This window comes from Stenotrophomonas sp. 80084_Sma (assembly GCF_056481995.1).
Genome location: NZ_CM151177.1, coordinates 692,769 through 711,406, shown reverse-complemented (window position 1 = coordinate 711,406; position 18,638 = coordinate 692,769). Strand labels below are relative to the sequence as shown.

Below are 18,638 nucleotides of genomic sequence, written 5' to 3'. Positions count from 1 at the left end.
CGCGATATAATGGGGGTTCTCCCCTGCCGAGGGGCGCTGCGACCGGATCCCATGAGGCCCGGCCAGGCTCGGTAAGGTGGCTTTGTAACAACGGCGCCCGGCTAGATGCGAGCACCCGCTCGCCCACAACCGGAGCACACGAATGAACGCTGTTGCCAAGACCTTCTCCACCGAAGGTGATTACAAGATCCGCGACATCACGCTGGCCGACTGGGGCCGCAAGGAACTGGACATCGCCGAGCACGAAATGCCGGGCCTAATGTCGATCCGCCGCAAGTACCAGGCCGAGCTGCCGCTGAAGGGCGTGCGCGTGACCGGCTCGCTGCACATGACCATCCAGACCGCCGTGCTGATCGAGACCCTGAAGGACATCGGCGCCGACGTGCGCTGGGCCTCGTGCAACATCTTCTCGACCCAGGACCACGCCGCTGCCGCCATTGCCGCCACCGGCACCCCGGTGTTCGCCTGGAAGGGCGAAACCCTGGAAGAGTACTGGGACTGCACCCTGGACGCGCTGACCTTCACCCTGGCCGACGGCACGCTGACCGGCCCGGAGCTGGTGGTCGACGACGGCGGTGACGTGACCCTGCTGATCCACAAGGGCTACGAGCTGGAAAACGGCAGCGACTGGGTCAACACCGCCTCTGCCTCGCACGAAGAACAGGTCATCAAGAACCTGCTCAAGCGCGTCGCCAAGGAGCGCCCTGGTTACTGGGGCCGCGTGGTCAAGGACTGGAAGGGCGTCTCCGAAGAGACCACCACCGGCGTGCACCGCCTGTACCAGCTCGCCCAGGCCGGCACCCTGCTGATCCCGGCGATCAACGTCAACGACTCGGTCACCAAGAGCAAGTTCGACAACCTGTACGGCTGCCGCGAGTCGCTGGCCGATGGCCTGAAGCGCGCGATGGACGTGATGCTGGCCGGCAAGGTGGCAGTGGTCTGCGGCTACGGCGACGTCGGCAAGGGCTGTGCGGCCTCGCTGCGTGCCTACGGCGCGCGCGTCATCGTCACCGAGATCGACCCGATCTGCGCCCTGCAGGCGGCGATGGAAGGCTATGAAGTCAACACCATCGAATCGACCCTGGGCCGTGCCGACCTGTACGTCACCACCACCGGCAACAAGGACATCATCCGCATCGAGCACCTGAGCGCGATGAAGGACCAGGCCATCGTCTGCAACATCGGCCACTTCGACAACGAGATCCAGGTCGACGCGCTGGTGTCGTTCGCCGGCATCAAGCACGTCAACATCAAGCCGCAGGTGGACAAGTACATCTTCCCGAACGGCAACGCGATCTTCCTGCTGGCCGAAGGCCGCCTGGTGAACCTGGGCTGCGCCACCGGCCACCCGAGCTTCGTGATGTCCAACAGCTTCGCCAACCAGACCCTGGCACAGATCGACCTGTGGGCGAACAAGGACAGTTACGAGAAGAAGGTCTACCTGCTGCCGAAGAAGCTGGACGAAGAAGTGGCCCGCCTGCACCTGGAAAAGATCGGCGTGAAGCTGACCACCCTGAGCCAGGAACAGGCCGACTACATCGGCGTGCCGGTGGAAGGCCCGTTCAAGCCGGACCACTACCGCTACTGATGCCTGCGCGGTGCCGGCCAGCGGCCGGCACTACCGGTGCATGCAACACACGGAACGGGCGCCTTCGGGCGCCCGTTCTGCATTCGCGTGTGGCCGTACACCACGTATCCACGCATGGCGTGGAACTACTGATCGTCCGGCCCCAGTAGATCCGCGCCATGCGTGGATATCCCCCAGCCAACCCACAGTAGATCCACGCCATGCGTGGATGTTCCCCACCGGAGCGGGAACAATAGCCTCGGTCAAGGCAACACCCCTGCCCCGCGCTACGATGCCTACATGACTCCGGCCATCAACCTGCTCAAGCGCGAGAAGATCGCCCACACCGTGCGCAGCTACGTGCACGATGCCCACGCCGAATCCTATGGCGGCGAAGCCGTCGACAAGCTCGGCCTCGACCCGGCCCAGGTGTTCAAGACCCTGCTGGCCAGCACCGAAACCCACGAGCTGCTGGTGGCGATCGTGCCGGTGGCCGGCCAGCTGGACCTGAAGGCGCTGGCCGAAGCGGCCGGCTGCAAGAAGTGCGAAATGGCCGCGGCCGATGCCGCACAGCGCGCGACCGGTTACCTGGTCGGTGGCATCAGCCCACTCGGGCAGAAGAAGCGCCTGCGCACCTTCCTGGACGCCAGCGCGCAGGCATTGCCCGCGCTGCATGTCAGCGCCGGTCGCCGCGGCCTGGAAGTGGAACTGGCACCAGCCGACCTGCTGCGGCTGACTGCCGGCCACTACGCTGCCATCGGCAAGTCACGCTGATGCGCTGGCCGTGGTCTGCAGCACCGATACCCCGGCTCGACGATGCACAGGCCGATGTGCTGCTGCAGGACCTGTTGTCGCGCGATGCAACGCGCATCAACGATGCCACGCGTACGGTCGCTCGGCTGTTCAGCGCCTCATCGTTGAACGCGCTGGTCGCGCATGTGGATACGATCGAACGCAGCTGCCAAGGCATCGCCCTTGGCGGCATGCTGATCAGCAACCAGGTGCACCTGAAGGCGGCCCTGCAACGGCTGCGCTACTGGCAGGCACGCGAAGGCTGCCTGTGCGCGCTCTACCCATCCTATGTGTTCTTCAGCCCCGAGCCGCTGCTGGAACAAGGTCACGTGCAGCTGCGTGCACGGGGCGAAGCGGAGGACGGCTGGGGCGAATGCTACCGGCTGACGTGCACCTGCTGCGCGCAGCAATGGAGCGCGAACGAGCGCGAATACCACTACACCTGGTGGGAGTGGAAGCCCGAGCCCGCCCTGCAGACGCCTTAGTTGAGCTTGAACGTGACCGTGCCGCGTATCAGGCTCATGGTTGGTGCCTTGCCTGCCGCTTCACGCTCGTAGCGCCAGTCACGCGCGTGCTTGAGCGCCGCCGCATCGAGCAGCGGGTAGCCGCTGGATCGGGACAGGATGGTCGCCTGGGTCTTGCCCTGCGCATCCAGCAGCAGCATCAGCTCGACACCTCCCTGCTGGGCCTCGCGCATGGCGGCCGCAGGATACGTCGGGACCGACGAAAGTCGCCGCTGGTGCCAGCCTCCTTCCCGGGCAATCAACGGCGTGCTGGAAGAGAGTGGGCAACGCGCAGGCATCTGCAGGTCGAAGCCTGCAGCCCCTTGCGAAGGCCGGGTGGTGGCTGGCGCACTACAGGCGATCGCCGACACGCTCTGCAGCAACGACTGCTGACGCGAAAGCGCTGCAGCGTCATCCGCTTCCACATGGAACGTGCAGCGCCCCGACGTTGCCTGCGCCTGCAGTGAACCCACGCCGGCATCGCGGATCGGCGTCACGTCGGACAAAGCACCACAGGCAGCGCCTGCATCGTATTTTGCTGCAGAGCCCTCACACGCGGCCAGCAGGCCTGCGGCGACCCATGCGAACGGCATCCAACTGCGAACATCCATCCCTGTGCTCCCTGCGTTGATCCACCGCCATGGTAGCGCCCCGCTGCAATCTTCCCTGTTCACATGCCGACTGTCCGGCCGCAGCGTGGGCTCACGGCCGCCAGTTGGCGTTGTTCTCCCAGAACGCGACGGAGCGCTGGTAAGCCTCGCGATCCAGCGGCACACCGGAACCGCCCTCCTCCACGCCCAGTGCATTGCGCATCATGGTGATCGGTGCCATCGGCACTTCCTCGGGCTCGGAGGTATAGATGCAACCGACGATGCCCCAGTCGGCTTCGATCGGTGAACCCTCCTTCGCCAGCTGCCCGGCGCTGTACAGGATCACCACCAGGTAGTTCGCGCGCGGTGATTCCACGCCCTCGAACCAGCGCACCAGCACCGGCAGTTCCTCGCGGTTGCGCGCCTCATAGCCGCTGCGCAGCTGGTGGCGGTTGGCGTCGGTGACCGGCACCGTCAGGCAACGCGTGCTGGTCCAGTTCTCGTAGACGAACAGCTTGCAGAACGGGGCGTAGCCATCGAGCACCTTCAGCGGCGCGTGCGCATTGAGGTGTGCCTCGAACTGCTCGGCAGTGCAATCCTGGATGGTGTTGCCGCGCGGCACGCGCGGGAACAGGCGGGGACGGGCGAAGTCGGTGAGGACGATGGACATGGCATGCACGAACGGGAACTGGCCCTCAGGGTAACCGTCGATGCGCTTGAAGTCTGCTTCACATTTGCCGGCCACAGTGCGCGCACATCTCCCGGAGAGTCCTGCATGAACCGCTTCCGCTCCCCCCTGCTGTCCGGCCTGCTGGCCGTCCTTCTCCTCCCTGCCATGGCCCCATCTTCCGCGTCTGCCGCACCATCGCGCGTGCTGCTCGTCGTCAGCAGCGAAGGCCGGGACCAAGGGAAGACCCGTCCGGGCTTCGAGATGGACGAATTCGCCCAGGCCTGGCTCATCCTCAAGCAGAACGGCTTCGACATCGACGTGGCAAGTCCGCGTGGCGGCGCCGTCGAGGCTGACAAGTACAACCCCTCCGAGGCCTTCAACGCAGCCGTCCTTGCCGATTCCCAGGCCATGGGCAAGCTTGCCGCGACCGTGCCCACTGCACAACTGCGTGCCAGCGACTACCAGGGCGTCCTGGTGATCGGCGGCAAGGGTGCCATGTTCGACCTTCCGGCCGACAAGGCCCTGCATGCCACGATTGCCGGAATCTGGCAGCAGGGAGGACTGGTCGCGGCGGTATGCCATGGTCCGGCCGCACTTGCGGGTGTTCGCCTTCCCGATGGCCGGGCCATGGTGGAAGGCCGCGCCATGACCGGATTCACGGAAGAGGAAGAAGCACTGTTCGGCAAACGTTGGGCGAAGGAATTCGCGTTCCAGCTTGAACCGCGCATGCGCGAGCTGGGCGCACGCTGGCAGGAGGCACCGCTGATGATGCCCAAGGTCGTAGTCGATGGACGCCTGCTGACCGGTCAGAACCCGTTCTCGACCGCCGCACTGGCTGACGCCTTCGTGCGCGCCAGCGGGCGTGTGCCACTGGCACGCCAGGCATGGCGCGATGAGCGCAGCATGGCGCTGGTGGAGCAGCACCTGCAGCAGCGTGATGGTCAGGCGGCGCAGATACTGGCGCAGCGCCCGTCCGACCATCACGTCGAGCTGATCGGCATGCTGGGTTTCTACCAGCTGAAAGCAGCAAAGGACGCCACTGCAACCGCCGACGCGCTGTCCATCATGCAGCTGGCCAGCCCGCATATGGACGAGCCGAGGCTGCAGGTCGCGATGGCAGAAGCGCACTGGCGCCTGGGCCGGACCGATCTGGCCCGTTCGCAGGTACTGGCTGTGCTGGAAAAGCAGCCCGGTCTGGACGAAGCTAACGCTCTCCTGGCCCGCATGCAGCCCTGACCATGGACGCCGAGCGCCTGCGCCTGCTGTTGATTGAAGACAACCTGCCGCTGGCCTCGGCCATCATCGACATGCTGCAGGCGCATGGCCATCTGGTCGATTTCGCCGCTGGCGGACACGTCGGGCTGCAGTTGGCGCTGGCGTCACCGCCGGATGTGCTGCTGCTCGATATCGGGTTGCCGGGCACCGATGGTACGACGGTCTGCCGTCGGTTGCGCGAGTGCAGTGATCGGCACGTCCCCATCCTGATGCTGACCGCACGCGATGCGATCGACGACAAGCTGCAGGGCTTCGCTGCGGGCGCGGATGACTATCTGGTCAAGCCCTTCGACGATGCCGAGCTGCTCGCCCGCTGTCTCGCCCTCGCCCGCCGCCATCGCGTGGGTCAACCGAACCTCCTGCAGATTGGGCCGCTGAGCATCGACCGCCGCAGCGGCCAGGCCTGGCGCGCGGGATTGCTGCTGGAGCTGGCACAGGTTCCGCAGCGCATCCTGCTCGTACTGGCCGAGGCCTGGCCGCGAACCGTCACCCGCAGCGAGCTCGTTCAACGCCTGTGGGGGGATGAAGCACCTCCTTCCGATCCGCTGCGCTCGCATCTGTACCTGTTGCGGCAGGTACTGGACAGGCCGTTCGAAGGCGAGATGCTGCGCACCGTCCACGGTGTCGGCTTCCGTCTGGAAGCTTCGCCATGAAACCGCGGCCCACCCAGCACCTGCGCCGTCGACTGCTGATCACATTCACAGCCTTCGCGCTGTTCACCGCCACGGTGTTCGGCACCTACTCGCTGGTGTTCATGTATGTGGTGGAAGACAGCATCTTCAACGCCCAACTGGACCGTGAAGCACGGGCTCAGCTCGCCCAGCACGCGCTCGAAGGGGACTGGCGTACACCTGCCGATGCCGCAATCCAGCTGCATCGTTCACCCTCTACCTTCCCCGACGATCTGCGCAGCGAGTTCGCAAAGGAACCGTGGCGCTCGGAGTTCGCGGGTGTCGATGGTCGGCACTACCATCTCAAGCGGATCGATCCCCCGGCCGGCGCCCGCCCTGCTTGGCTTGTGTCGGAGGTCAGTGCGCAACTGGTGGTCCGGCCGATCCGCGATCGGGTCGTAATGCTGCTTGCCGGCACAGCACTGCTGGTCCTGATCGCGGCGATCTTCCTCGGCATCTGGCTCGCCCATCGCAGCACACGCTCGCTCTATGCGCTGGTCGAGGAGGTTGAAGCGCTGCAGCCGGAACCAGGCCCCGGCGTGCGCCTGGCAGCACGTTTCGACGATGACGAGATTGGCGTGCTCGCGCGCGCCCTGGATGGATTGTCCGCACGCGTCGCTGCCTTCGTTGCCCGCGAACACGCGTTCACGCGCGATGCCAGCCACGAACTGCGCACACCCTTGAGCGTCATCTCCAGTGCGGCAGGCCAGTTGGCCAGCGAGTCGGGCCTGTCCGAGCGTGGCCGCCAGCATGTGCAGCATATCCGTCTTTCGGCACTGCAGCTGCAGCAGGCCATTGCGGCGCTGCTGGCGCTGGCTCGCGAGGAAACCGCCAGCCACGGCGCTCCGCCGGTCAAACTTGTGCCGCTGCTGGAACGGGTGATCATCGAGCAGTCTCCGTTGCTGGCTGCACGGCCGGTCGAGGTACAGCTGACCGTGCCCGACGGGGCCACGCTGCGCGCGCCCGAGGCGGCCCTGCGCGTAGTCCTGGCCAATCTGGTCGGCAATGCGTTCGCGCATACCGCGCAGGGCCAGGTCCTGATTGCATGGCAGGACGCTCAGCTGCTGGTGCACAACACGGCAGGTGCTTCACCCTTCCTTGGCAACTGGCCCGAGCCGCGGCCATTCGACAAGCGTGATGGCAGCGAGGGCAACGGCCTGGGCCTGGATATCATGCGGCGACTGTGCAGCCACTACGGGCTCGAACTGGTCATCCAGCACGGCGGTGGCGGGGTGATGGCCCGCTTGAGGGGGCAGCCAGCCGAGGCATGAAGCGCCTCCGGCGGTCCAGCCCGGTCAGTGCCGAGCTGTAGCGGCAGCTACAACGCCATCCGTTCACGCAGTTCACGCGCCTGCCGGCGCGACACCTCCACCTTGCTGCCGTCGTCCAGCGCCAGGTCATAACCATCAGCGATGCTGGGCGTCACGCCTCGGATACGGCGCAGGTTGACCAGCGTGTTGCGGTTGGCACGGAAGAACAGATCCGGCGGCAGGCGTGCCTCCAGCGCACTCAGGCTGCGGGTCAGCAACGCGTTCTGGTCGCGGAACCACAGCCGCGTGTAGTTGCCATCCACTACCAGCCGGCGGATCTCCGAGACCGCGACGAACCAGCAGCGTTCGCCCTCGCGCACGAACACCTGGTCCTGCGCGCCCAGCGTGCTGCGCGGCTCCGGCGTTTCGCCCGCCGCCACCTCGCGCTGGCGCGCCCGCTGCAACGCTTCCAGCAAGCGCGGTGCCTCGACCGGCTTCACCAGATAGTCCAGCGCGTTGGCCTGGAACGCGCGCACCGCGTAGGTGTCATAGGCGGTAACGAACACCACCGCCGGCACCGCCTCCAGCCCGTCCAGCACATCGAAGCCACTGCCGGACGGCATCTGCACATCCAGCAGAACCAGGTCCGGCGCCAGTGTGGCGATCGCCTCGCGTGCGGCAGGCACATCGTCGGCTTCGCCCACGCACTGCACCCACGGCAGCGCCGACAACAGCGTGCGCAGCTCCTGCCGCGCCAGCCGCGCATCATCAACGATCAATACGCGCAGCACGCCACTCATTGCGGAATCTCCAGCAGGGCCTGCATGCGGTCGCCGACCGGCTGCAGGGTGAAACGACCTTGCGTACCGAGCTGCGCACGCAGGTAGGCCAGGCCGACGCCATGCCCAGCGGTGGGCTCGTTGGCGCTGCCCAGCGGATTATCCACCTGCAGGCGCAGCACGTCATTGTCCAGCGTGGCACGGATCTGCACCTCGCCGCCGCCGGGGCGGCTGGCGATGCCGTGCTTGATCGCGTTCTCCACCAGCAGCTGTAGTGCCATCGCCGGCAATTGCGCCTGCATGGCATCGGCATCGATCTGCTGCCGCACCTGCAGGCGCTGCTCGAAGTGGATCGCCTCGATTGCCAGATAGTCGTCGACCACCGCCAGTTCCTCGGCCAGCGTGACCTGCTCGCTGCGGTTGTGCGCCAGCGCCTGGCGCAGCGTGCGCGACAGGCGGGTGACCATGTCGCGCGCACGCTCAGGATCTTCCAGGATCAGCGCGCGCAGGTTGTTCAGCGCATTGAACATGAAGTGCGGGTTGAGCCGTGCACGCAGCGCATCGCGTTCCAGCGCACTGCGCTCGGCTTCGGCGCGCAGGCGGGCCAGTTCCGCCCCGCGTATCCGGCGCAGGCTGTGCAGGCTTGCCCAAAGCGCTGCCCACAGGGCCAGCATCACCGCAGTGGTGTACCAGTAGAGCAGCAGCGCCTTGGGGCTGAAGTCGGCCGTCTGCCGCCCCAGGTTCACCCAGTTCCAGGCCAGCGCCGAGTGCAGCGCGATGTTCACCAGCAGCTGCGCCACTGCCGCGCCCAATGCCACCGACAGCGCCAGCCGCAGCAACAGCCCGGCCGTTCCGCGCGCCCACCAGTCTGCACGCAGCGCCAGCGCACGGATGGCACCGCTGCATCCAAACAGGGCCAACGCCAGGCCCAGCGTGATCAACACGCCTGCGCTTCCGGCATCGCTGAAATAGGCTTGGCGCAGGCCGATTCCGGCAACGCCATAGAGCGCCCATACCAGCGCATTGAGCAGCCAGAAGCGTACCGTCGAGGAGGAATCCGGCATGTCCATTCCGAGGCGTGTTGAAACTCAGTGGTGGCGGTCGAGGAAGGCCTGCACCTGTTCCTGCAACCAGCGCGGATCATCCCACATCAGGAAGTGGAAACCCTGCGCGCTCATCGCGATCTGTACGCCCTGCAGTTTCGCGTACTGGGCCTGGAACACCGCCCGGGTGCCGTCCTCGGTGCCACCCATCGGCTGATAGCCGGCCCAGCTGCCCAGCACCAGCGTCGGTGCGGTGATCGAGGCAATGCTGTCACGCAGGTCAGTGGTCATCACCGCATGCATGGCATCGGCCGTGGTCTGGCGATCGCTGTCTTCGCCCCAGCGGCCCAGTTCGGCCTGGCGCTGAGTATCGCGGGTCATCCCCGGCAGGCCCGCCTTCAACTGCGCCTGCCATTGCGCGGCGTCGGCGGCCAGCATGCCCTTGCGCAGCTGGTCGGCCACCGGCCGCACGCTGTCAGCGGTGGCCTTCGGGTCACGCGCGGCCGGCAGGAATGGCAGGGCGTCAACCACCACCAGCGCGCTGACCGCCTTCGGCTCGGCCTGCGCCATCTGCAGGCCCAGCAGGCCACCGAGGCTGTGGCCAACCACCACCACCGGCCCCAGATGCTGGTCATGCAGGTAGGCCAGCAGCTGCCCGCGCATCGCCGGCAGGAACTCGACCGGGCGCGGATCGGCCGCGAGCGCACCGGCAAAGCCGGGCAGCTGCACCAGATGGCACTGCACATCCTTCAGGGCCAGGCAGGTCTCGCGCCACACCTCGGCGCTGCTGTTGAGGCCGGGAATCATCAGCAGCGGGCGGCCCTTGCCGACCACCTCGACCTGCACCCTGCCCGCCGCCGGGGCGCTGGCGGCGTGCGCCGAGCCGGAGCCGAGCACGGCCATCGCCATACCGATCATCGCCAGCCGGGCCAGGGCCTTCATTGCATACCAGAGTGCCAGGAAGATCTTCATCGTCTGCTCCTTCGTCAGGTGGGTGGTGCCGGAATGGGCTCAGCGTGCCGCCGGCCACGGCACCCGGGGGGGCGATTTCGGAGCAGCGGCCGATCGCCGGGGCGAACGGTCGCAGGCGGCTGACGATGTTCGCCCGCAGAAATTGACAACATCCATCTTGATGAAGCGATATACTGATCCGCACCCGCCGCTGCCGCCCGTGCCATGACCGCCATCAGCTTCGAGTTCTATCCGCCCAAGACCGACGAACAGCGCAGCCAGCTGGACCGCGCCGCGGCCAGGCTGAAGGACTACGGTCCCGAGTACGTGTCGTGTACCTTCGGCGCCGGTGGCTCGACCCTGAGCTATACCTCCGAGACCGTGCGCCACCTCAACCAGCACCATGGCTTCGATGCCGCACCGCATCTGTCCTGCGTCGGCGGCACCCGTCAGGAAATCCGCGAGTTGCTCAAGCTGTACCGCGCCATCGGCTGCCGCCGCCTGGTCGCGCTGCGCGGCGATCTGCCGTCGGGCATGGGTTTCCCCGGTGACATGCGCTATGCCGCCGAACTGATCGACTTCATCCGCGCCGAGCACGGTGATGCGTTCCATATCGAAGTGGGCGCGTACCCCGAAACGCACCCGCAGGCTTCCGACGCACTGGCCGACCTGAAGCATTTCAAGGCCAAGATCGACGCCGGTGCCGATGCGGCGATCACCCAGTACTTCTTCAACCCCGATGCCTACTTCCATTTCGTCGACGAAGTGCGGCGGCTGGGCGTGCAGGTACCGATCACGCCCGGCATCATGCCGATCGCCAACTTCGGCCAGCTGCGCCGCTTCTCCGAACAGTGCGGTGCGGAGATCCCGCGCTGGATCAGCCGCAAGATGCAGGCCTATGGCGATGATGCGGAGTCGGTGCGTGCATTCGGCACTGAAGTGGTGGCCAAGCTGTGCCAGCGCCTGATCGAAGGCGGCGCACCCGGCCTGCACTTCTACACCTTGAACCTGGCCAAGCCGACCACTTCGGTGCTGAAGCTGCTGCAGGGCTGAAAGCACGGCGCGCAAGCGTGATCGGCGCTACCCTGCGAGGATGATCCGGCTTTCCTTCCTGCTGTTGCTGCTGCCGCTGTGCGTGCTGTCGAGCGTCGCCCACGCACAGTCCACACGCCTGAACCGCTGCACCGATGCCCAGGGCCAAAGCGTCTACACCGACCGGCCCTGCGACAGCCTGGGCGCGCGGTCGCGGTTGCCACCGCCTGCGCCCGCCGGCAATACCCTGCAGCGCGACACCCTGGGGGCACGCTGCCCGCGGCGGCTGAGTGAACTGGTGGACGCGCTGCGCGTCGGCATCGTCAGCAACGATGTGAATCGGCTGTCCTCACTGTATCTGTGGGGCGCGGTTTCCGATGCGGGCGCGCAGCGCATCCTCGGCCAGCTGGAATCGTTGGCGCGGCGGCCCCTGGTGGACGTGGTGCCGGTGTATCCGTCACAGGCGCTGCCGCAATCGCAGGATGAGGATCAGAGCCCTGCCGCGTTGGGATCCGACCCTGTGGCCTCTGTGGCGCGGCATCCCATCGGCCTGCGCCTGGAGCAGACCCTGCCCGGCAGCGCGTCGCGCGCTTCGACGGTGCTGGGGTTGCGACGGCAATACGGGTGTTTCTGGATCACGCTGTGATCGCGAGCATCCATCCACGCATGGCGTGGATCTACTGCCTCCATCCCACACGGTAGCGCCGGGCCATGCCTGGCGAGCGAAGCAGCTTTACTCCGGCCACAGCGTGCGGATGGCGGCGATGCCCTGCCCACCATGGCGACGCGCTTCGGCGATGTGACCGCGGCCCATGCCGCCCAGGGCGTAGATTGGCAGTGACACCTGCGCGCGCAGCTCGGCGAACGCGTTCCAGCCCAGCGGCACGGCATCGGGATGGCTGGCCGTGGCCTGCACCGGGCCCAGCACGGCGAAGTCGCAGCCCAACCGCTGTGCGGCCTGCAGCTGCTGCAGGTCATGGCAGGACGCGGCCACCAGCTGGCCTTCGGGCAGTGGACGCTGCAACAGCTCAAGCAGCTGCTCGCTGCCCAGGTGCACCCCCACGCCCAATGCGCGTGCCAGCTCGATATCGCGGTTGAGCAGCCACTGCACCCCGCTGCGACGATGCGTGCGCACGGCCTGTTCGACCATCGCCTGGCGCTGCGGATGTGCCGTCGGCAACCGCAGCTGGATGCGCTGCTGGCCCGCCGCCACCACACGCTGCAGCTGCTCATGCCAGTGCTGCACGCCGTCGGCGTCATCGGCCGGCGCCGGGGTGATCAGGTAGCTGTCGGGTTGGCGCAGCGCGGCCACCACCGGCAGATCGGCCGGTGGCATCGAATAGCGACCCAGTTTGTCCGGCGCCACCCAGGTAATGGCCTGGCCCTCGCGGCCACGTGGCGTCCCCTTCCAGCTGCGCACGTGGCGCACTTCCAGGGTCAGGTACTTGTCCGGGTAGCGCTGCGGCACATCCATCAGCCATTCGCCGACATCGGCTTCGATGCCCAGTTCCTCGCGCAGCTCGCGAACCAACGCCTGCTCGGAGGTCTCGCCGGATTCGCGCTTGCCGCCGGGGAACTCCCACAGGCCGGCCATGTCGCGGTTCTCGGTACGACGGTTGAGCAGCACGCGGCCACGGGCGTCGGTGATGACGGCGGCCACGACGTGGATCGATCGGGTGGGGGGAGCCATGGGGGAAGCATGCCCAGAACAGGGCGGCCCGCGCAATCTCGGATCGGGCCGGATCAGCCCCGCGAAACAGCCGCCATGAAAAAAGAGCCCCGCTTTCGCGGGGCTCTTCGGGGTCAGCTCAGCTGGCCGTGGCAGTGCTTGTACTTCTTGCCACTGCCGCACGGGCATGGATCGTTGCGGCCGATCTTCGGCTCATCGCGCTGCGCCTGTGCAATGCCCTGCTGGGCAGCCTGCACCTGCGCGGCTTCCTCGTCGGCGCTGTAGCCGCCCACGTCCTGGTGCTGGAACTGCGACTGGCTCAGGCGCGCTTCGGCCTGCTGGCGTTCGGCTGCTTCCAGCGCCTGCACTTCCTCGTCGCTGCGGATGCGCACGCGCGACAGCAGGGTCACCACTTCGCGCTTGACGTTCTCCAGCATGTCCGAGAACAGCTCGAAGGCTTCCTTCTTGTACTCCTGCTTCGGCTGCTTCTGCGCGTAACCACGCAGGTAGATGCCCTGGCGCAGGTAGTCCATGCGCGCCAGGTGCTCCTTCCAGCTCTGGTCCAGCACGGTCAGCATCACGTGCTTCTCCAGCGCGCGCATGGTTTCCTCACCGACACCGGCTTCCTTCTCGGCAAAGTGCTGATTGACGCGCTCCTGCACCTTGGCAGCGATGGCTTCGGCGTCCAGCTCTTCGTGCGACTTGACCAGGTCGGTCAGCGACATCTGCAGGCCGAAGTCCGACTCCAGGGTCGCTTCCAGGCCACGCAGGTCCCACTGCTCGTCGATCGAGTTCGGCGGCACGAAGCGGGCCACCACGTCGAAGATCACGTCGTCGCGGATGCCGTCGACGTTGTCCTTCACCGACTCGGCGTCCAGCAGTTCATCGCGCTGTGCGTAGATCACCTTGCGCTGGTCGTTGTTGACGTCGTCGAAGTCCAGCAGGTTCTTGCGGATGTCGAAGTTGTGGGCCTCGACCTTGCGCTGCGCCTTCTCGATCTGGCGGCTGACCAGGCGGTCTTCGATGACGTCGTCTTCCTTCATGCCCATCATGCGCATGGCCTTCTGCACCCAGTCGGAGGCGAAGATGCGCATCAGGTTGTCTTCCAGCGACAGGTAGAAGCGGGACGAACCCGGGTCACCCTGGCGGCCCGAACGGCCGCGCAGCTGGTTGTCGATACGGCGCGATTCATGGCGCTCGGTACCGACGATGTGCAGGCCGCCGGCAGCCTTGACGGCCTCGTGGCGCTTCTGCCAATCGGCCTTGACCGCGGCCTTCTGTTCGTCGGTCGCGCCTTCGCCCAGCTCGTGGATTTCCGCTTCCAGCGAACCGCCCAGCACGATGTCGGTACCACGACCGGCCATGTTGGTGGCGATGGTGACCGCGGCCGGACGACCGGCATTGGCGACGATGGTCGCTTCGCGGTCATGCTGCTTGGCGTTGAGCACTTCGTGCTTCACGCCGGCCTTGCGCAGGTGCTCGGACAGCATTTCCGAGGTTTCGATCGAGGTGGTACCCACCAGCACCGGCTGGCCACGCTTGGCGCACTCTTCGATGTCGGCCAGCACCGCATTGAACTTGCCCTTGCGGTTCAGGAACACCTGGTCCGGGCTGTCCTTGCGGATGGTCGGGCGGTTGGTCGGGATCACCACCACTTCCAGGCCGTAGATGCTCTGGAACTCGAAGGCTTCGGTATCGGCCGTACCGGTCATGCCGGACAGCTTCTTGTACATGCGGAACAGGTTCTGGAAGGTGATGCTCGCCAGCGTCTGGTTCTCGCGCTGGACCGGCACGCCTTCCTTCGCTTCCACCGCCTGGTGCAGGCCATCGGACCAGCGGCGGCCGGACAGGGTGCGGCCAGTGAACTCATCGACGATGACCACTTCGCCATCGCGCACGATGTAGTCCACGTCACGCTGGTAGATCGCGTGCGCGCGCAGCGCGGCGTTCAGGTGGTGGACCACGGTCAGGTTCTGCGGCGCGTACAGGCCTTCGGTCTCGCCGTCGAGGATGCCGGCCTCGACCAGCAGCTGCTCGGCGTGCTCCATGCCCGCTTCGGACAGGTGCACCTGCTTGCCCTTCTCATCGACCCAGAAGTCGCCTTCGCCGTCTTCCGCTTCCTGCTTGACCAGGTTCGGTACGACGCGGTTGACGCGGATGTACAGCTCCGGGGAATCGTCGGCCGGTCCGGAGATGATCAGCGGGGTACGCGCTTCGTCGATCAGGATGGAGTCGACTTCGTCGACGATGGCGTAGTGCAGGCCGCGCTGGTAGCGGTCGGCCTTGGACAGCGCCATGTTGTCGCGCAGGTAGTCGAAGCCGAATTCGTTGTTGGTGCCGTAGGTGATGTCCGAGGCATAGGCTTCGCGCTTGTCGCTGTGCGGCATGCCCGGGTACACCACGCCCACGCTCAGGCCCAGCCAGTTGTACAGCTTGCCCATCTGCGCGGCGTCGCGGCGGGCCAGGTAGTCGTTCACGGTGACCACGTGCACGCCCTTGCCTTCCAGCGCGTTGAGGTACACCGGCAGGGTCGCCACCAGGGTCTTGCCTTCACCGGTGCGCATTTCTGCGATCTTGCCCAGGTGAAGCACCATGCCGCCGATCAGCTGCACGTCGTAGTGGCGCATGCCCAGCACGCGGCGACCGGCTTCGCGGCAGACCGCGAACGCTTCCGGCAGCACCTTGTCCAGGGCTTCACCGTCGGCGATGCGCTGCTTGAACTCCGGCGTCTTGGCCTGAAGCTGCTCGTCGGAAAGCTTCTCGATCTCCGGCTCCAGCGCATTGATCTTGGCGACGATGCGGTTGAGCTGGCGCAGCTGTCGTTCGTTACGACTGCCAAATACGCGGGTAAGCAGGCTGTTGATCATTGAAGGAACCGGGTTGGATGGACACGACGCCCGGCCTCCCCCTTGGGATCCGTCCGCCGCAAACGAAACAGGGCGCCTGGCGCCCTGTCGATGGCAACACCCATTGTAGCTTGGGACGGCCGCAAGGGGTTTCAACCCTTTGGCGGCAATGGCATCCGAACGTTCCCGGTAGTGCCGGCCGCTGGCCGGGTACGCGATGCTGCCGAAGATCATGAGGTTGCCGGCCAGCGGCCGGCACTACCAGATCAACGGAATCGGGCCAGGGCCCTTCCGCGGCGCGGAAGGGATCCGACCCGGGCATCAGCCGCGGCTGACGCGGCCGACCGGCGTGTTGCCGCCGTCGCCGAGGAACTTGCGCGGGTTGACCACGTTGCCGTTCTCCCACACCTCGAAGTGCACGTGGGCGCCGGTCGAACGACCGGTGGAACCGGCCTTGGCCACTTCCTGCCCGGCACGGACCAGGTCGCCGACCTTCACCACCAGGCGCGAATTGTGCGCGTAGCGGGTGACGTAGCCGTTACCGTGGTCGACGTCGACCACGTTGCCGTAGCCGCCCTTCACGCCGGAGAAGCTGACCACGCCTTCGGCCACGGCCATCACCGGGTCACCGACCCTGGCGTGGAAGTCCATGCCCTTGTGGGTGGCGGCACCGCGGCCGAACGGGTCGGCACGGGTGCCGAAACCGGAGGTCACGTAGCTGTTGCGGATCGGCATGCGCGAGGGCACGGCGTTCTGCTGCAGCTGGTGGTCGAACATCAGCGATTCCATCACCGACAACTGGCGGCCTGAAGCAGCGAAGCGCTGCTCCAGCACCTGTAAGTCGGCGTTGACGTCCTTGACCGGGATGTCGCTGGTCGGGCCGCCGGCGTCGCCGTCACCGAGACCGGGGGTCTCGTTGAAGTCGAACTCGCCGTCTTCCAGCTTGCCCATCTGGGTCAGCCGTTCGCCGAGGGCGTTGAGGCGGGTGGCCTGGGCCTGCAGCTCGCCGAGGCGGGCCGCCAGCGCGTTGACCTGGGTCTGCGCATCGCGCTTGACCTTGGCCAGCTCTGCATCCTGGCGCTCGACCTTGGCCTGCAGGCGGGAATCATTCAGCGCGCTGGCGCCAATGCCGCCGGCAAGGCCGATAATGCAGCCTACCCCGAGCACGCTGCCCAGCAGGGCGCGGGGGCGGTCCTCGAAATAGAACCGCAAACGCGCGATGGGCGACGCTTTGGCCTGTCCTTCACGCGTTTTGATTACGATCTTTTTGAATGCCATCAGTGAGTTTTCATGTCTGAGCCGAAATCCAGCGTTCGCCCCGCGTCAGTGCCGAAGCCGGCGCTGGATGCGGTGATGGCGGACAAAAGCGGGAACCCGCTGCGGCGTGCCTTGTGGCTCGACGCGCTGGACCGTCAGTTGCGCCCCCAGTTGCCGCCACCTCTGCGCAGCCGTTGCCGGCTGGCCAATGTGGACGGGGAACACCTCGTTTTTCTCGTCGAGTCCCCGGTCTGGCATGCCAAGTTGCGGCTTGCCGAAGCCCAGTTGCTCGACGCGGCCCGTTCCATCGGGCTGAAGGCCACCAGGGTGACCATCAAGACTGCGTCTCCCACTCCCACGCGCTCCCCAGCGCTCGACAACCGGAATGGACCCCACGCAGTTTCAGCCGCCACGCACAAAGGGCTACGCGACGCCTTGGCTTGCCTGCAGGACGTTCCTTCGAAGCCGAAGAAGCGGTCCTGACGACAACGGAGCATCCGGCTCCGCTCCCCGTCGCGCGTGTCACCACGGCGTGAAACATTTCGGGAGCCGGGTCGCATCCTAGCTGCCATCCGGGGGCCTGTCGTTAGATTGTTGTTAAAACTACGTTAAATTCAGGCTTCCGATCCAACAGGTTCACAAAACCGTGACCTCGAACCGGCCTTGACGCGCGTCAAGCATGCTGAATGCGCCGGACACGCCTGAAACGACAACGCCGCCCTGGGAGGCGGCGCTTTTGTCTTTCAATTCAACGATCTACAGGAATCAGGCGTAGGCCGGAGTGGCATATTCCACCGGGTCCGGGGTGGCCGGCGAGTCGAAGCTGACCCATTCCCAGGCGGTGGCATCGGCCATCAGCGCCCGCACCAGCTTGTTGTTGAGGGCGTGACCGGACTTGAAGCCTTCGTAGGCACCCAGCACCTGGCCACCGGCCAGATAGAGGTCGCCGATCGCGTCGAGGATCTTGTGGCGCACGAACTCGTCGGCGTAGCGCAGGCCGTCTTCGTTGAGCACGCGGAACTCGTCCAGCACGATGGCGTTGTCCATCGAACCGCCCAGGCCCAGGTTGCGCTCGCGCATGTATTCCAGGTCGCGCATGAAACCGAAGGTGCGCGCGCGGGAGATTTCCTTGGTGTAGGCCAGCGTCGAGAACTCGATTTCCTGGCGCGACTGCTTGGCCGGGATCATCGGGTGATCGAACTGGATGGTGAAGCCCAGCTTGTAGCCCTCGTACGGGCTGAAGCGGGCCACCTTGTCGCCCTCGGTCACTTCCACGGTCTTCAGCACGCGGATGAAGCGCTTGGGCGCGTCCTGTTCCACGATGCCGGCCGACTGCAGCAGGAACACGAACGGGCCGGCCGAACCGTCCATGATCGGCAGCTCGGCCGAGGACAGTTCGACGATGATGTTGTCCACACCCAGGCCGGCCAGCGCCGACATCAGGTGTTCGACGGTCTGGATCTTGGCGTCGTTGCAGGTCAGGCCGGTGCACAGGGTCACTTCGGTGACCAGTTCGGCCTTGGCCGGCACTTCCACCACCGGGTCCAGGTCCACGCGACGGAACACGATCCCATGGTTGACCGGTGCCGGGCGCAGGGTCATGTAGACCTTGTCACCGCTGTGCAGGCCAACGCCGGTGGCGCGGATCGTGTTCTTGAGGGTGCGTTGCTGGATCATGGGGGATGGGCCGGAAGTGACACATTAGATTAACACGCGCCCTCCCCTACCCTGGCTGAAACGCCA

General features: G+C 66.2%; 18 protein-coding genes and 1 riboswitch. Of the genes, 9 read left to right on the top strand and 9 right to left on the bottom strand.

Going from position 1 to position 18,638, the window contains the following annotated elements; all coding sequences use genetic code 11:
- Positions 1-22: 22 nt before the first annotated feature.
- Positions 23-106: riboswitch (S-adenosyl-L-homocysteine riboswitch) on the top strand.
- Positions 107-142: 36 nt separating this feature from the next.
- The 3 genes from ahcY to ACZK3W_RS03175 all read left to right on the top strand — a co-directional run bounded on the left by ahcY (position 143) and on the right by ACZK3W_RS03175 (position 2,844).
- Complete coding sequence (gene ahcY, locus ACZK3W_RS03185; RefSeq protein ID WP_014036003.1) at positions 143-1,588, top strand: adenosylhomocysteinase; 1,446 nt, start codon at positions 143-145, stop codon at positions 1,586-1,588.
- A 279-nt stretch (positions 1,589-1,867) separates the two neighbouring features.
- The gene (gene ybaK, locus ACZK3W_RS03180) at positions 1,868-2,341 is read left to right on the top strand and encodes a Cys-tRNA(Pro) deacylase (RefSeq protein ID WP_049399794.1); all 474 of its coding nucleotides are present in this window, start codon (positions 1,868-1,870) and stop codon (positions 2,339-2,341) included.
- A complete protein-coding gene (locus ACZK3W_RS03175) occupies positions 2,341-2,844 on the top strand; it encodes a hypothetical protein (RefSeq protein ID WP_478450458.1) in 504 nt (167 codons plus the stop codon). The genes ybaK and ACZK3W_RS03175 overlap by 1 nt, the downstream gene beginning before the upstream one ends.
- Here ACZK3W_RS03175 and ACZK3W_RS03170 read toward each other — a convergent pair.
- Positions 2,841-3,473 (bottom strand): energy transducer TonB, encoded by a 633-nt coding sequence (locus ACZK3W_RS03170; protein ID WP_478450457.1) that lies wholly within the window; start codon positions 3,471-3,473, stop codon positions 2,841-2,843. The genes ACZK3W_RS03175 and ACZK3W_RS03170 overlap by 4 nt on opposite strands.
- Positions 3,474-3,564: 91 nt before the next feature.
- Positions 3,565-4,122: a DUF3228 family protein gene (locus tag ACZK3W_RS03165; RefSeq protein WP_049461613.1), complete on the bottom strand. Its 558-nt coding sequence runs from the start codon at positions 4,120-4,122 to the stop codon at positions 3,565-3,567.
- On the opposite strand from ACZK3W_RS03165, the gene ACZK3W_RS03160 reads away from it, so the two are divergent.
- Genes ACZK3W_RS03160 through ACZK3W_RS03150 form a run of 3 tightly spaced genes read left to right on the top strand, consistent with a single transcriptional unit; the run spans position 4,009 to position 7,339 of the window.
- Entirely contained in the window at positions 4,009-5,358 is a 1,350-nt protein-coding gene (locus tag ACZK3W_RS03160; protein WP_478450456.1) for a type 1 glutamine amidotransferase domain-containing protein, read from the top strand. The two genes, ACZK3W_RS03165 and ACZK3W_RS03160, sit on opposite strands and share 114 nt — an antisense overlap.
- 2 nt (positions 5,359-5,360) lie before the next feature.
- On the top strand, positions 5,361-6,050 hold the full coding sequence (locus ACZK3W_RS03155; RefSeq protein ID WP_032129701.1) for a response regulator transcription factor: 690 nt from the start codon (positions 5,361-5,363) through the stop codon (positions 6,048-6,050).
- Positions 6,047-7,339, top strand: coding sequence for a sensor histidine kinase (locus tag ACZK3W_RS03150; RefSeq protein ID WP_478450455.1), 1,293 nt, complete (start codon positions 6,047-6,049; stop codon positions 7,337-7,339). Before ACZK3W_RS03155 ends, ACZK3W_RS03150 begins: the two co-directional genes overlap by 4 nt.
- Positions 7,340-7,386: 47 nt before the next feature.
- Here the strand turns inward: ACZK3W_RS03150 and ACZK3W_RS03145 are convergent, their stop codons facing one another.
- The 3 genes from ACZK3W_RS03145 to ACZK3W_RS03135 are packed head-to-tail and all read right to left on the bottom strand — an operon-like array spanning position 7,387 to position 10,112.
- Entirely contained in the window at positions 7,387-8,118 is a 732-nt protein-coding gene (locus ACZK3W_RS03145) for a LytR/AlgR family response regulator transcription factor (protein ID WP_478450454.1), read from the bottom strand.
- A complete protein-coding gene (locus ACZK3W_RS03140) occupies positions 8,115-9,161 on the bottom strand; it encodes a sensor histidine kinase (RefSeq protein WP_478450453.1) in 1,047 nt (348 codons plus the stop codon). Before ACZK3W_RS03140 ends, ACZK3W_RS03145 begins: the two co-directional genes overlap by 4 nt.
- A 24-nt stretch (positions 9,162-9,185) precedes the next feature.
- Positions 9,186-10,112 (bottom strand): alpha/beta fold hydrolase, encoded by a 927-nt coding sequence (locus ACZK3W_RS03135; protein WP_478450452.1) that lies wholly within the window; start codon positions 10,110-10,112, stop codon positions 9,186-9,188.
- Between the two features lie 204 nt (positions 10,113-10,316).
- Between ACZK3W_RS03135 and metF the strand changes: the two genes are divergently transcribed.
- On the top strand, positions 10,317-11,144 hold the full coding sequence (metF, locus tag ACZK3W_RS03130) for a methylenetetrahydrofolate reductase [NAD(P)H] (protein WP_478450451.1): 828 nt from the start codon (positions 10,317-10,319) through the stop codon (positions 11,142-11,144).
- Between the two features lie 40 nt (positions 11,145-11,184).
- Complete coding sequence (locus tag ACZK3W_RS03125; protein ID WP_125895347.1) at positions 11,185-11,769, top strand: DUF4124 domain-containing protein; 585 nt, start codon at positions 11,185-11,187, stop codon at positions 11,767-11,769.
- Positions 11,770-11,856: 87 nt separating this feature from the next.
- On the opposite strand, the gene ACZK3W_RS03120 is transcribed toward ACZK3W_RS03125, so the two are convergent.
- The 3 genes from ACZK3W_RS03120 to ACZK3W_RS03110 form a co-directional block, all read right to left on the bottom strand.
- Positions 11,857-12,813, bottom strand: a complete 957-nt coding sequence (locus ACZK3W_RS03120) for a Nudix family hydrolase (RefSeq protein ID WP_478450450.1) — start codon at positions 12,811-12,813, stop codon at positions 11,857-11,859.
- A gap of 113 nt (positions 12,814-12,926) precedes the next feature.
- Positions 12,927-15,659 carry a preprotein translocase subunit SecA gene (gene secA, locus ACZK3W_RS03115; RefSeq protein ID WP_032129708.1) on the bottom strand — a complete coding sequence of 911 codons (2,733 nt, stop codon included), beginning with the start codon at positions 15,657-15,659 and terminating at the stop codon, positions 12,927-12,929.
- A 300-nt stretch (positions 15,660-15,959) separates the two neighbouring features.
- On the bottom strand, positions 15,960-16,916 hold the full coding sequence (locus tag ACZK3W_RS03110; protein WP_107432410.1) for a M23 family metallopeptidase: 957 nt from the start codon (positions 16,914-16,916) through the stop codon (positions 15,960-15,962).
- A gap of 12 nt (positions 16,917-16,928) precedes the next feature.
- On the opposite strand from ACZK3W_RS03110, the gene ACZK3W_RS03105 reads away from it, so the two are divergent.
- Positions 16,929-17,378, top strand: coding sequence for a DciA family protein (locus tag ACZK3W_RS03105; protein ID WP_005408086.1), 450 nt, complete (start codon positions 16,929-16,931; stop codon positions 17,376-17,378).
- 282 nt (positions 17,379-17,660) lie between these two features.
- Here the strand turns inward: ACZK3W_RS03105 and lpxC are convergent, their stop codons facing one another.
- Positions 17,661-18,572, bottom strand: a complete 912-nt coding sequence (gene lpxC, locus ACZK3W_RS03100; RefSeq protein WP_005408085.1) for a UDP-3-O-acyl-N-acetylglucosamine deacetylase — start codon at positions 18,570-18,572, stop codon at positions 17,661-17,663.
- Positions 18,573-18,638 lie beyond the last annotated feature (66 nt).